The organism is Cobetia sp. MC34 (assembly GCF_018340035.1).
Taxonomy (GTDB): Bacteria; Pseudomonadota; Gammaproteobacteria; order Pseudomonadales; family Halomonadaceae; genus Cobetia; species Cobetia amphilecti.
This window is the reverse complement of the sequence record NZ_JADPPY010000037.1, coordinates 1-12,829: the sequence shown is the minus strand read 5'-3', so window position 1 is coordinate 12,829 and position 12,829 is coordinate 1. Positions and strand designations below refer to the sequence as shown.

Annotated in this window: 10 protein-coding genes; 8 read left to right on the top strand and 2 right to left on the bottom strand. The window is 66.3% G+C overall.

The window, feature by feature from the left end:
- Nucleotides 1-292 precede the first annotated feature (292 nt).
- A complete protein-coding gene (locus tag IZU87_RS14915; protein WP_084589572.1) occupies nucleotides 293-1,420 on the top strand; it encodes an NAD(P)H-dependent glycerol-3-phosphate dehydrogenase in 1,128 nt (375 codons plus the stop codon).
- A gap of 157 nt (nucleotides 1,421-1,577) precedes the next feature.
- Nucleotides 1,578-2,087: a phosphohistidine phosphatase SixA gene (sixA, locus tag IZU87_RS14910; RefSeq protein ID WP_213115050.1), complete on the top strand. Its 510-nt coding sequence runs from the start codon at nucleotides 1,578-1,580 to the stop codon at nucleotides 2,085-2,087.
- Between the two features lie 175 nt (nucleotides 2,088-2,262).
- Here sixA and IZU87_RS14905 read toward each other — a convergent pair whose 3' ends face one another.
- Nucleotides 2,263-3,213, bottom strand: coding sequence for an AEC family transporter (locus IZU87_RS14905; RefSeq protein ID WP_043335541.1), 951 nt, complete (start codon nucleotides 3,211-3,213; stop codon nucleotides 2,263-2,265).
- A 140-nt stretch (nucleotides 3,214-3,353) separates the two neighbouring features.
- Entirely contained in the window at nucleotides 3,354-3,485 is a 132-nt protein-coding gene (locus tag IZU87_RS17960) for a hypothetical protein (protein ID WP_263643036.1), read from the bottom strand.
- A 524-nt stretch (nucleotides 3,486-4,009) separates the two neighbouring features.
- On the opposite strand from IZU87_RS17960, the gene IZU87_RS14900 reads away from it, so the two are divergent.
- The 6 genes from IZU87_RS14900 (at nucleotide 4,010) to IZU87_RS14875 (ending at nucleotide 12,656) form a co-directional block, all read left to right on the top strand.
- Entirely contained in the window at nucleotides 4,010-5,281 is a 1,272-nt protein-coding gene (locus tag IZU87_RS14900; protein WP_213115049.1) for an ABC transporter ATP-binding protein, read from the top strand.
- Nucleotides 5,278-8,019: a GldG family protein gene (locus IZU87_RS14895; protein WP_213115048.1), complete on the top strand. Its 2,742-nt coding sequence runs from the start codon at nucleotides 5,278-5,280 to the stop codon at nucleotides 8,017-8,019. Before IZU87_RS14900 ends, IZU87_RS14895 begins: the two co-directional genes overlap by 4 nt.
- Nucleotides 8,019-9,365, top strand: a complete 1,347-nt coding sequence (locus IZU87_RS14890; RefSeq protein ID WP_213115047.1) for a DUF4340 domain-containing protein — start codon at nucleotides 8,019-8,021, stop codon at nucleotides 9,363-9,365. Before IZU87_RS14895 ends, IZU87_RS14890 begins: the two co-directional genes overlap by 1 nt.
- Nucleotides 9,366-9,491: 126 nt before the next feature.
- The gene (locus tag IZU87_RS14885; protein ID WP_213115046.1) at nucleotides 9,492-10,466 is read left to right on the top strand and encodes an alpha/beta fold hydrolase; all 975 of its coding nucleotides are present in this window, start codon (nucleotides 9,492-9,494) and stop codon (nucleotides 10,464-10,466) included.
- Nucleotides 10,463-11,431 carry an alpha/beta fold hydrolase gene (locus tag IZU87_RS14880; protein WP_213115045.1) on the top strand — a complete coding sequence of 323 codons (969 nt, stop codon included), beginning with the start codon at nucleotides 10,463-10,465 and terminating at the stop codon, nucleotides 11,429-11,431. The genes IZU87_RS14885 and IZU87_RS14880 overlap by 4 nt, the downstream gene beginning before the upstream one ends.
- 58 nt (nucleotides 11,432-11,489) lie before the next feature.
- Entirely contained in the window at nucleotides 11,490-12,656 is a 1,167-nt protein-coding gene (locus IZU87_RS14875; protein WP_213115044.1) for a patatin-like phospholipase family protein, read from the top strand.
- Nucleotides 12,657-12,829 lie beyond the last annotated feature (173 nt).

The following is a 12,829-nucleotide window of genomic DNA, read 5'->3' as shown; positions in this document are numbered from 1 at the left end:
CTGCCGCCATCACGCCAGTGCCGAACAGACCGGTAATTTCTGCGCCTCAGGGGGCAGGAATTGCCGGTTTTTTTGTACATGTCGAGAGTTCATGCATATCGAGAGTTCATGCGTATCGATGGTGCATGCCGGTCGATTGCTTGCGAGGCGCGCGTGGCAGGCGCGTCACTCAGGCGCAGCCCCCTGCGTTGGCCACGAGGTCTGCGCAGACATCTCTTGTTCAGCATTCTCTGACAAACTATGAGTACAATGCCTGCCATTCACTGAGCACATCGTCATCCAAGGAGTCAGCATGTCTGCCACTACCCCTTCACCTCGTCGGGCCATTCGTGATCGCGAGGTAAGCGAAACGACCCCTCAGGCGGTGGGACTCAATGTCTGCGTGCTGGGTGGCGGCAGCTTCGGGACCGCTATCGCCTCGATTGCCGCCGACAACGGTGCCAGCGTCACCCAGTGGATGCGTGATGCCAGCCAGGCCGAGGAGGTCAACACCCGGCACCGCAATTCGGGCTATCTGCCGGGCTTCGAGATCAATGCCTCGGTGCGTGCCACCACCGACATGGCCGATGCTCTGGCCGAGGCCGAACTGGTGTGCGTGGCGATTCCCTCCAAGGCCTTCCGTACGGTGGTCCGTCAGGCGCGCGCTCACCTGCGTGAAGGGCAGATACTGGTGGCCACCACCAAGGGCATCGAGAGCGAAGGCTTCACCCTGATGAGCGAGGTGCTGGAGCAGGAAACCGGCTTCACGCACATCGGCGTGCTGTCTGGCCCCAATCTGGCGGCCGAGATCGCCCAGCGGCAGCTGACGGCCACGGTGATCGCCTCCGATGATGCCTACACCCGCGCTCGCGTGCAGACGGCCTTCGGCTGCGACTATTTCCGTGTCTACGCCAGCAATGATCGCTACGGCGTCGAGCTGGGCGGGGCGCTGAAGAACATCTACGCCATCGCGGCCGGCATGGCCGCGGCCCTGGGCATGGGCGAGAACACCCGCGCCATGCTGATGACCCGCGCGCTGGCCGAGATGAGCCGCTTCGCCGTGGCCAAGGGCGCCAATCCGATGACCTTCCTCGGCCTTGCCGGCGTGGGCGATCTGATCGTGACCTGCTCCTCGCCGTTGTCGCGCAACTATCGGGTCGGCTACGCACTGGGAGAAGGGCGCACCCTCGACCAGGCGGTCGAGGTGCTGGGGCAGGTCGCTGAGGGTGTCAACACCGTGCGATTGGTGCAGGATGAATCCGAGCGACTGGGCATCTACATGCCGCTGGTCAGTGGCATGGCCAAGGTGCTGTTCGAGAATGTCGACCCGCATCACATGGCCCGCGCGCTGATGGGCGGTGAGCAGTCCAGCGATGTGGAATTCGTGCTGTCGCGTGAGTCGGTGCAGCAGGCGCGGCAGTTGGAACCCGACGGCTCCTGAGGACTCATAGCAGGTAGCGGGTGATGGAGCGTGTTTCGCCATCCCCTTGTCTGACTCGTGCAACGCTCCGGTTGGCGAGTCCCTGGTCATCGGCCGCAGCGACAGAGCGAGTGATGTAGCGCTTGCGCTGCGGCAGTCATCTTTTCAGGAGAATGTCATGAGTGTACTGATCATGCGTCACGGTGAGGCCCAGGCCGGCACGCCGGACCCCAGCCGCGAATTGAGCGAATATGGCCGCGAAGAGGCGCGCCGCATCGGTCGCTGGTTGGCCCATCAGCTGCCCGCCGAGCGGCGTGCACGCCTGACGCTGGTCGTCAGTCCGTTCACCCGCGCCCAGCAGACCGCCCAGGAGATCTCCTCGGCGCTGGAGTTGAGTGGTGAGCAGCAGACCACGCTCGAGATCATCACCCCGGACGACCCGCTGACGCCGGTGCTCGACTGGCTGCAGACCCATGTGCCGCCCACCTCTGAAGGGCGCGAGCCGCGTGACTGGCTGATCATCAGCCACAATCCGCTGGTCTCGAATCTGGCCAGCGCCCTGGTCGATGGCCCCGGCAGTACCCAGCTGGCCTTTGCCACCGCAAGTCTTGCCTGGCTGGACGCCGGTGTCTGGGCCGCTGGCCTGGCGGATCTGCACCAGTTCGTGAGCCCGGCGGAACTGGCGTAAGTCACGCGCGGTGGTCATTGAGCTACAACCATTGAGCTACAACCATTGAGCTACAACCATTGAGCCACAACGAAACGCCCCCGCCAGTGCAGACTGGCGGGGGCGTTTCGTTGTGACCTGCAGCCAGACCGCTGCTGCTTGATCAGACCGCTGCTACTTGATCAGACCGCTGCTGCTAGACCAGACCGCTCAGCTTGAGCACGAAGATGCCTGCCGTGATGGTGATGCCCGCCATCAGAGTGCTGATGGCGATGATGTTGGCGGCCAGGCGGTCATTGCCGCCCATCGCCCGCACCATCACGAAGCTTGCCGCCGCCGTCGGCGAGGCGAAGAACAGGAACAGCACTCCGAGTTCGGTGCCGCGGAAGCCCAGCAGCACGGCGACGGTGGTCGCCAGCAGCGGCACGCTGATCATCTTCATCAGGCTGGCACTGAGGGCCAGCTTGCGGCCTTCACGCAGCGAGCGCATCGACAGGGTGCCGCCGATGCAGATCAATGCCAGCGGCAGCGTCATGCGCGCGAAGTAGTCGCCGGAGGTCTCCAGCCACTCGGGCAGCTGCCAGCTGAATGCCGCAAAGGGCAGGGCGGCCAGCACACCGAGAATCAGCGGGTTGGTGATGATGCCGCGCGCGATGCCACTCCAGCTGGTGCGGCCATCGCCGAGATAGCTCGACAGCACCACCACCGACAGCATGTTGTAGGACAGGATCACGACGCCCATCAGGATGCCGCCCATCGAGAGGCCGAGATCGCCATAGAGATTGGCGGCCAGTGCCAGCCCGACGATGGCGCAGTTGCCGCGAAACGAGCCCTGTACCACCTCGCCGCGTTCCTTTCTCGGCACGCGCAGGATCGCCCAGCCCCACAGCAGCAGGAAGGTGCCCAGTGTCGCCAGCGCGAAATAGGTCAGCATGCCCGGGCGCAGGGCGTGATCCAGGTCCGCGCGCACGATGGAGAGGAAGACCAGCGCCGGCATGGTGCCCTTGAACACCAGCGATGAGGCGGTGCCGATGAAGGTGTCATCGATCCAGCCAAGACGTTTGAGGCCCAGGCCCAGAAATACCATCGCGAAGACCGGAACGGTGACGTTCAGGGTCGCGACGAACAGCGCCAGCATGTCGTTCATGAAGTAGTCTCGCTCATTTCCGCCCTTGTCCTGTGAGTGTTGCGGTCTGTCTGGTGAGGCTTTTGGTCAGTGTCTGGCGAGCGTTGCGCTACCGCGGCGGCCCGTTGCAGCCCCGTCGTGAACTGCCGCGGCGGCCTGGCTCAGGCCAGCCAGAAGCCCGTGATCAAGGCCGCTGCCAGCAAGGCCCAGAACAGGCCATTGCGCAGGCGGGTATCGCGACGCGGCCTGGAAGACGGCGAGGAAGTAGCGGACTGCTTGTCATGCTTGGGCATCGAGGGGTCCTGTCCAGCAAGGTGAAAGGTTGGCTCAGCAGGTGAAGGCTCAGCGGGTGAAGGCTCAACGTGTGAAGGCTCTGGCGGGCCGGCGGCCAGCCAGCAAGGCGCTCTGACAACAGCGCGTGCCTGTCATCCGCCCAGCATATCAGGCTTTCCTTAGATTTAGGGATAGTCGTTCAGCTCGGGCATCAGCCCCGGTGCTAGTTCCGCTATCAGGTCGCGTTGAGCGCATGCCGCCAACCAGGGGCGCGGGGGGCGTGGTGGTAGAGAAGACCGCCGCCGAGACCTGCCTTGAGGGCCGGCAAAGGGCGGAATAGACGCCATAACCGCGCGAGTGGCGACTGTGCGCGCACTCCTGCTTGGCGAGCGCAGGCTGTCCGCTTACCCTGTGCGCTGCATTGTCATCTGTCACGGTTATCTGCCGAGGCCACTGTTATCTTCCGGCCTCATGATTACCTGCCGGAACCATCAGCCCCGGCAGCGCATTGCCCCTATCAAGAAAAGTACAAGGAGCGGGTATCTTGCAGGACCCATACACGACCTCTGCGTCATCTTCTGCCGCGACGCCCTCTGACGCGACGCCCTCTGACGCGACGCCCTCTGCTGCGACTCGCTCTGCGGCAGCTCGCTCTGCTGCAGCTCCCGCGCGCGCGTCTGCCGAGCCGTCCGCTTCCCCGGCGCTGTTGGTCAGCCATGGGCTCGGGCGTCAATTCGGCCAGCAACAGGCTGTCACCGGGCTGACCTTCACGGCCTCGCGTGGTGAGGTCATCGGTCTGCTGGGTCCCAATGGCGCCGGCAAGACCACCAGCCTGCGCATGCTGGCGGGCACGCTCGCCGCCACCCAGGGCCAGCTGGAGCTGGAAGGCGAAGCCTTCGATGGTCGCGCCAGTCAGCGCCAACTCAATCGTCTCAAGCGTCGTATCGGCTATCTGCCGGAGGGCGCGCCCCTGTGGCCGCAGCTGACGGTGCGCGAGAGCCTCGAGTGCGTGGCGGGTCTGCATGGGTTGTCGCGCAAGGTGCGCAATGATCGTCTTTCAGCATTGATGGACCGCCTGGATATCGCGCCTTTCGCCAATCAATTGTGCGCTGTGTTATCCAAAGGCTATCGTCGTCGTGTGGTGCTGGCGATGGCGTTGACCCATGACCCGGACATCCTGCTGCTCGATGAGCCCACCGATGGGCTGGACCCGCTGCAGAAGGACAGCGTGCGCGCCTTCATTCGCGAGCTGGGGCGCGAGCGTCTGATCATCGTCTCCACCCATCTGCTGGAGGAAGTGCCTCGCATCTGTGACCGCGTGCTGGTCATGGCCAATGGCCAGCTGGGCTTCGATGACACGCCGGAGGCGCTGGCCGCGACCTCCGTCAGCGAAGGCATTCTGGGCGGCAGTCGTTCGCGCTACGGCGCGGGGTATGGGGCGAGTTCCAGCCTGCCGGTATGGCGAGTGACGCTGAGTCGGGCCCTGAGCGAGCGCGAGCTGGCCAGTGTCTCGCGTCTGCCGGGCGTGGCAGCCATCACGCCCGTCAAGCCCGGCGATGCCATGGCGCGTGACAAGTCGCCGCTGGTGGTCTCGACCGGCGCCGTGCTGCGTCTGGCCGGGCGTCTCCACCAGGACCCGCGCCCGGCGCTGGCACGCTGGTGCAGCTACATGGAAATCCGCCTCGATGAATGCGTCCACGAACGGGGTGATATCGAGGTCGCGTTCCGCCAGCTGGTGACGCGCATGGCGGAGCAGCCCTCGCCGCTGCCGATGCGCAAGCAGTCACCGCGAGCAGATCAGGAGGTGTCGTCATGAGGGCCGTTCTCGCGCTGGTCCGCCGTGACCTGCATCAGGCACTGACGCAGGGCGCCAGCTGGTCGCTGCTGGTGGTGATGGCGGTGCTGGCCCCGCTGGGGGCCTTCGAGGTGGGCGATCTGCTGGCACGTGATCGCGCCGATCTTGGCTCGCTGTGGCAGGTGTTGCCCTGGCTGCTGGTGCTGTGGACGCCGCTGCTGGCCCTGCGTGGCTGGCCGGAAGAGCGTGCCAATGGCCTGCTCGAATGGCTGTCCGGCCTCGGGCTGGGGTCGTGGCGACTGGCCAGCGCACGCCTGATCAGTGCCAGCGTGCTGGGCTGGCTGGGGCTTGCGATGACGGCGCCGCTGGTGGTGCTGATCCATTGGCTGGGCACGCCGGATCTCGGCCTGATGCTCAGCGGCTATCTGGGCATGGCGCTGCTGGTGATGGCGCTGGCCAGTCTCGGTCAGGCGCTGGCGGTGCGCGCGCCTTCTGCGCTATCGGCGTGGCTCGGGGCGCTGGTGCTGGGCCTGGCGCTGATGCTGCCAGGCACACCCGCGGTGACGAGCCAGCTGGCTCAGCATCTGGCGCCGCACTGGGTGCAGCTGCTCGATCTGATCAGCTTGCCGGCGCATCTGACGCCTTTCAGTGAAGGCCGGCCGACCTGGCTCGATGCCAGCTACTTCCTGCTGCTGACTCTGGCTGGGTTGGTGCTGCAGGCGCGTGGCCTCAGTCAGGAGCGCCATGCACGCAAGCAGGCGCCACAGTGGCTGGTCACGGCGGCGCTGGCGGCTGCGGTCACCGCGTTATTGCTGGCCGGCGTGCGCCTGCCGCCGCTGCTGACGGCCGACGGCCACAATCCGCTCACCCGCGAGCATGATCTGACCGCCACGCGTCAGCACAGTCTGAGCCCCGCCAGTCGTGCGGTGCTCGAAGACCTCGAGGCACCGGTGACGCTGACCTTCGCCTACAGCGAACGCTTCGCCGCCGATCTGCCGCAGCTGCGTGAACTGGCGACACGGATCGAGACGCGTCTGGCCGCCTTCGCGCGTGAGCCGCAGATACGCCTCAAGCGTGTCGACCCTGCACCGGACAGTGCCGACTTCGCGGATCTCGAAGCGCAGGGCCTGACCGCGCTGTCATTGCCGGGCGGCGAAGAGATGCTGTTCGGGCTGGTGGTGGATGGCCCCTACGCCGAACGCCGCGCCATTCCGCTGCTCAAGGCGGCGGATATCGGCGGGCTGGAAGCGCAGGTGACACGCCAGATTCAGGATGTCTCGCGCACCGAGCCGCCGCGCCTGGGCGTCGTCTCGCGTTTGCCGGTGATGGGCCAACCCAGTCTGGAGCAGGGCAGAGCGCTGGGCAGCTGGGGCCTGATGGAGCATCTCAATGCACGCCTGCGCATCGACTGGCTGTCGGCCGGTGATGATGCCGCGCGTCCGATCGCCGATCAGGATGCGTTGCTGGTGATCGCGCCGCGGCTGTTGCCGGTCAAGACGCTGGAGGCCATCACGGCCTATCTCGAGCGTGGCGGCCGGGTGTTGATGCTGGTGGACCCTCTGCCCGAAATGCTCGATCAGCCGGCGCCGGCTTCCGAGGCGCTGACGACATTGCTGGCGCGCGCCGGGCTTGAATCACGCGCGGGCGAGGTGGTGGCGGATGCGCAGCTGGCCTTGCCGATCGGCTTGCTGGACGGCACGCGTGCGCTGAGTCCGGCGTTGCTCGGGCTAAGTGCCGCGCAGCTGTCGGACGCCGCGCTCAACCTCAATGTCGAGCAACTGGTGATGTCCAGCGCGGGCTGGTTGGCGCCGCTGTCTGATGCAGCACAAGCATCATCGAAAGGCTCAGGGGCGCAAGGCGCGCCGTTGCAGTGGCTGATTCGTGCCAGCGATGAGGCGCGCCTGATTCCGGCGGCGCGTGTTCACGCCAGCCGTATGGACCCGCGTCCGCTGTCGGGACTGGCGGGGGAAACACCGCCGGCGGGCGGGCTGGCCGTGCTGGCGCAGTGGCCGGCGGCGGGCGCCAAGGGCGGCCAGTTGCTGGTGGTCAGCGATGTCGACATGGCCAGTGACCGTCTGTGGCGGCGCACGGCAGCGGATGGCAGCGAGCAGGCCCTCAATGCCAATGCGCGCTGGCTGGAAAATGCCGTGGACCTGCTGGCGGGCAGCCCCGAGCTGGTCGCCCTGCGCGCGCGTGCCCATCAGGTGCGCGAGCTGACGCGCCTGCATCAACTGGCCGATCGTCAGGCCGCCGAGGAGACCCGGTTGCGCAATGATTGGCAGACGCGTCTGAGTGCGCTCGGCGCGTCGCCGGTGTCTGGCAAGGCCGAAGCCGCGCAGCAAAGCGACGCCCTGGCGGCGATGCAGCAGGACTTCGAGGATGCGCTGTCACGTCAGCAGCGTGAGGCGAATGCCGAGCGTGATGCCCTGCGTCGCGAGCTGCGCCTGTGGACGCTGCTGGCCTTGCCGGTAGCGTTGAGCCTGCTAGGCGAGCTGATCTGCTGGCGCCGCTATCGCGCCAGCCGTCGCGCGGGCTATCAGTCGACAGGGCGTCTGTCGGGCCACGGTCAGCCCAGCGGGAAGCGCAGCGCCGAACGAAATGAACAGCGTAATGCACAGCACAGCGCCCGCTCCGCGAGTCACGCCGCCACAAGCGTTTCGACAGGCTCGGGCAATGCAACCGCAGGCAATGCAGCTTCAGGCAAGGCGGCTTCAAGCAAGACAAGACCGAGCGATACTACCCAGTCGGGAGGTGATTGATGGGGCGCTTCAATCGGACGGGATGGGCGCTGACGGCGCTGGTCTCCGTGGCCGCGGTGATGGCGCTTACCGCAGGGCCGTCACTGCTGGAATCGCTGCGCTCAGGCGCCGCCACGGGCGGGGCAGACCCGGCCCAGTGGCAAAGTGATTCGTTGATGAGCGAGGCGCTGACGACAGTGGCCGCGGGTCAGTCTGGCGTCTTGCAGCCCTTGCCGCTGTTGTCGCAGGTGGCTGCCTCGGCGCAGCGCATCGGCATTCGACGTGGCACAGAGGCCAGTCAGGTCTGGTTGAGTCTGGCGCGTGGGCCCGCAGGCGACTGGCAGATCACCTCATTGGCCGGCTGGCCTGCCCGCCAGGGCAAGGTGGAGGCGCTGGTGAGTCAGCTGGGCGAGGCACAATTGCGCACGCGCAAGCCGGCCACGGACAAGGCACTTGAAGCGCTGGGCTTCAGCGCGCAGTCACCGCTGCTGAGCGTGAAGGGCAATGGCGCTCAGGTGAGTCTGCAACTGGGCGCCAGGCCCGCGGCGGCAACGCAGCTGAGCGGTGCGGGCAGTGCTGAATTGGCGGGGCGCTACGTGCGGTGGGTGCCGTCACCCTCGGATGCGAACGTGAAAGGCTCCCCCGCCATGGCTGGTGCGAATGGCGCACCGATCTGGGAGCTGACGCGCGATATCGGGTTGCCGGATTGGCGCGGCGGCATGGCGCCCAGCGAGGTGCTGGACGTCACTCGGCTGCGCAGTGACGCCGCGGTGTACAAGCCGCTGAGTCGGATGGACATCTCGCTGGCAGCGTCTGCTCAAGACGCCTCAGCACGGCAAGGGCCGCTGGTGCGAGGCCTGGCACCTGACAGCGACGCTGCCCATCAGATTCTCGCTGCGCTGTCGCCGCTGACGCAGAATGACCTGCGCCCCCGTGCCTCCACGTCTGAAAGCGGCGCAGCCCAGCCAGACGCCTGGCAGCCCGCCGTGACGCTGACCCTCAACTGGTCGCGCCCCTCGCTCTATTACCGTCAGCATGAGCAGCTCAATGATCGCACCCAGCTGGTGCTGGCCATCGCCGCGGGCAGCAAGCCCTGGGCGCGGCTGACGCTCTCCGGCAAGGGGTGGCCCCCTGAACTGGTCGCGCGCTTGAATGCCGTCGAGATACAGGTCAATGGCGCTCTGCGCGATCATCTGCTGGTACTGGGCGCGAGGGCGTTGCAAGACGAACCCGTTGAGCTCACGGCTGTCGCGGTTCAGGCGGCGCTGGCGGTCAGTCGTGCCTTGGCGTTGCCTGAGGCGGAAGCAGCCGAGCCCAGCACGGAAACAGCCGCTGCGCTGGTGCCGGCGGGCATGGAAGGAGAGTGAGGTGCTCCATGGGCCAAAGGGAGGAGTAGCGCCCATGGTGCGGGGCTGGCATGCTGTTGACTATATTTAAACAACTGTTTGTCTGGGCGCGTCAGGGACGGCGGCCCGTGGTAAGGAGACCTTGCGATGAATGCCACCTCACGGCAACCCCGGCCCGGGCAGGACTTGTCTGAACGTGCTTTGTCCGAACAGGCCTTGTCCAAGCAGGGCGACGCTAACCCGGCGGGCCTGAATGCCGACACCGAGCGTCCGGTGCTGGCCTTCGCGCATGCCAATGGCTTCACCGGTGCCTGCTACAAGAGTCTGCTGGCGCCGCTGGCCGAGCACTTCAATCTGCTGCCGGTGGACCGACTGGCGCACGACCCTGCCTATCCGGTCGGCAACAACCTGATCTCGCTGCGTGATGAGTGGCTGGCGTGCCTGGACGCCGCGCTGGGGCCGTTGCCCGCGGCGGGCGGCGCCGGGCGCAAGGTGATCGGGGTCGGGCATTCGCTGGGAGGCATCGTCAATTACATGGCGGCGCTCAAGCAGCCGGAACGCTTCCACTGCCTCGTGCTGCTCGACCCGCCGTTGATGCTGGGCCGTGATGCGCTGGGCATGAAGGTCGCCAAGCGCTTCGGCTTCATTGATCGTGTCACGCCGGCAGGCCGCACTCGCGGGCGTCGCGCGCGCTGGGACTCCCGTCAGGCCATGCAGGATTACCTGCGCCGTCGTTCGCTGTTCGCCAATTTCACGCCAGAGGCGCTGGACGACTACGTCGACAAAGCCACCCATCGTCACGCGGATGGCAGCCTGTCATTGAGCTTCGATACCCGTCACGAGGTCGAGATCTTCCGTCACCTCAGCGATCACCTGTCAGGCTCGCCGGCGAAGCTGGCGGTGCCGGTCAGGATTCTGGCCGGCGCCCAGTCTGATCTGCTCACGCCGGCGCGCCAGGCACGCCTGCGCCGCGCCGGGCTGACGGTGGAGCATGTCCGGGGAGGACATATGTACCCCTTTGAATACCCACAGGAGACGCGCGCCGCGCTGCTGGCGGCCATCGCCGACCTCGCGCCGCCGGATGTACTGCCGCCAGGCCTGCTGGCCGGGAGGCAATCATGAGCACTGATCAATCCATTCAGGACATCGCAGAGACTCCCCTGAACGCCAACGTTACGCTGCGTGAGCGTCGCTTCCCACGGCGCACGGGCGGAGAGCTGGCGGCCCTGGAGTGGGCGCCTGCCGAGCACGCCGAGCAGGCACCGACGTGGCTGGCGCTGCATGGCTGGCTCGACAATGCCGCCAGCTTCAGCCGCCTGGCGCCGCTGTTGTGTGAACGGCTGGGCATTCGTCTCATCGCCATCGACATGGTCGGTCACGGGCTCTCGAGCCCGCTGGGTGAGCACGGTGATTATGCGGTGTGGGATTACTGTCACGATGTGATCGAGGCGCTGGAAGGCCTGTATGACGAGGGACTGCCGCGCGCGCCGGTCACGGTGATGGCGCACTCGCTGGGGGCGGCGGTGTCGGGGCAGGTGGCTGCGGCGCTGCCGGAATATATCGCGCGACTGGTGCTGATCGATGGCATCGGCGCACTTGCCACGCCAGCCTCGGAGGTGGTCGATCAGCTGCGCCGCGGATTGCTGGCACGCCATGCGCAGCCGGTCAGACGCGCCGCCACGCGACGTGCCCATTATCGTCATGTCGAGGACGCCGTGGCGGCGCGGGTCGCGGGAGGTGTCACGCCGATCGATGCCGACACGGCGCGGCCGATCGTCGAGCGCAACCTCGAGGTACTGGAAGACGGTGGCCTGCGGCTGAGAAGTGACCGACGCCTGCTGCGGCCTTCACTGATGCGCTACACCCCGGAGCAGGTGCTGGCGTTATTGGCGGCGTTGACCCAACCGGTACTGCTGATCGAGGGCGAGCAGGGTATCCTGACCATAAGGCACGAGGCACAGCAGGCACGTGATGCCGTGAAGAGGCTCGAGCGTCGCGTCTTGCCGGGTGGCCACCACCTGCATCTGGAGCCGCCCCATGTGGCGGCGGTCGCCGATGCCATCGTCGAGTGGATCAGCTCGCACTGAGCGATGCACCGCGTGCCGCGTCCGTTCATCTTTCATCATCTGCAGCGGGAGACATGCCATGGCCAAGCGCAAGACCATCGCCCTGGCACTGGGGAGTGGCGGGGCCCGAGGCTATGCCCATATCGGCGTCATCGAGGAAGTGCTGGCGCGCGGTTACGACATTTGCGCCATTTCGGGCTGCTCGATGGGCGCACTGGTCGGGGGTATCCATGCCGCCGGCAAGCTGGATGCCTATCGCGACTGGGTCTGTGAGCTGGACTACTTCGACGTGCTGCGGCTGGTGGATGTCACCTGGAGCCCGATGGGCGCCATCCGCGCGCGCCGCATCATGGATGAGCTGGAAGCCCTGATCGGCGACACGCGCATCGAGGATCTGCCGATTGCGGTCACCACCGTCGCCACCGACCTGATCGCCCAGAAGGAGGTCTGGTTCCAGAGCGGCAATCTGCTCGAGGCGATTCGGGCCTCCATCGCGGTGCCCGGGGTGATCACGCCGGTGCAACGCGACCGCAAGGTGCTGGTGGATGGCGGCCTGATGAATCCCTTGCCGATCACGCCGCTGGTCGCCGCTCACGTTGACCTGGTGCTGGCGGTCAACGCCACGGCGCATTCGCCGCGCAACCAGACACTGGAGCAGATGCTGCCACCGGCCGATGCCGCCGAGGAAGAGGCGCGCGAAGCCGCCCTGGAAGCGCGCGGCGGTGGTTTCAGTGACTGGCTGCGGGGAGTGCGTCGCGGCGCCGAGCGTATCTTCTCTGCCGAGAAGGAACAGGCGCTGGAGGACCAGCAAGGCATGGCATTTGCCAGTCCGGTCGGCGGTGTCCCGCTGCCGCCGGGCGATGCCTCGCGCCTGAAGTTCGAGGCACTGAAAAGCAGCGATGCCGAGCCAGCGCCGGGGTCAGAAGCGTTGGCAGAGCCGCAGGCAGAGACCGGCGCTGTCACCCAAGGCAAGCAGCCGCCGTCCGCAGCCGAGCCTGAGCGGGTCGATGAGAACGCGCCGGAGCTTGCCTGGGGCAAGCTGGACATGATGATGCGCTCCTTCGATATCACCCAGGCGACGCTGGCCAAGTACAAGATCGCCGGCTATCCGCCGGATATCCTGGTCGAGATTCCCAAGACGGTATGTGGCGCCTATGAATTCCACCGCGCCGCGGGCCTGATCAAGCTGGGCCGGCACCTGGCCGCCGAAGCGCTGGATCGCTACGAGAAGGGCAGCGACGGCTAGCCTTTTTTGAGTTGCCCTTTAATGAAAAAGCCCCCGCCAATCGGCGTAATGCCAGTCAGTTAAGCCTATTCTCCATAAGCTGATCATGAGACCTTCCTGTGCTAGGTACACTTATTATGGGAAGGTCTCATGCATTTCAGCGACGCCATTGATGCCATTGCCAAGGCGGCACC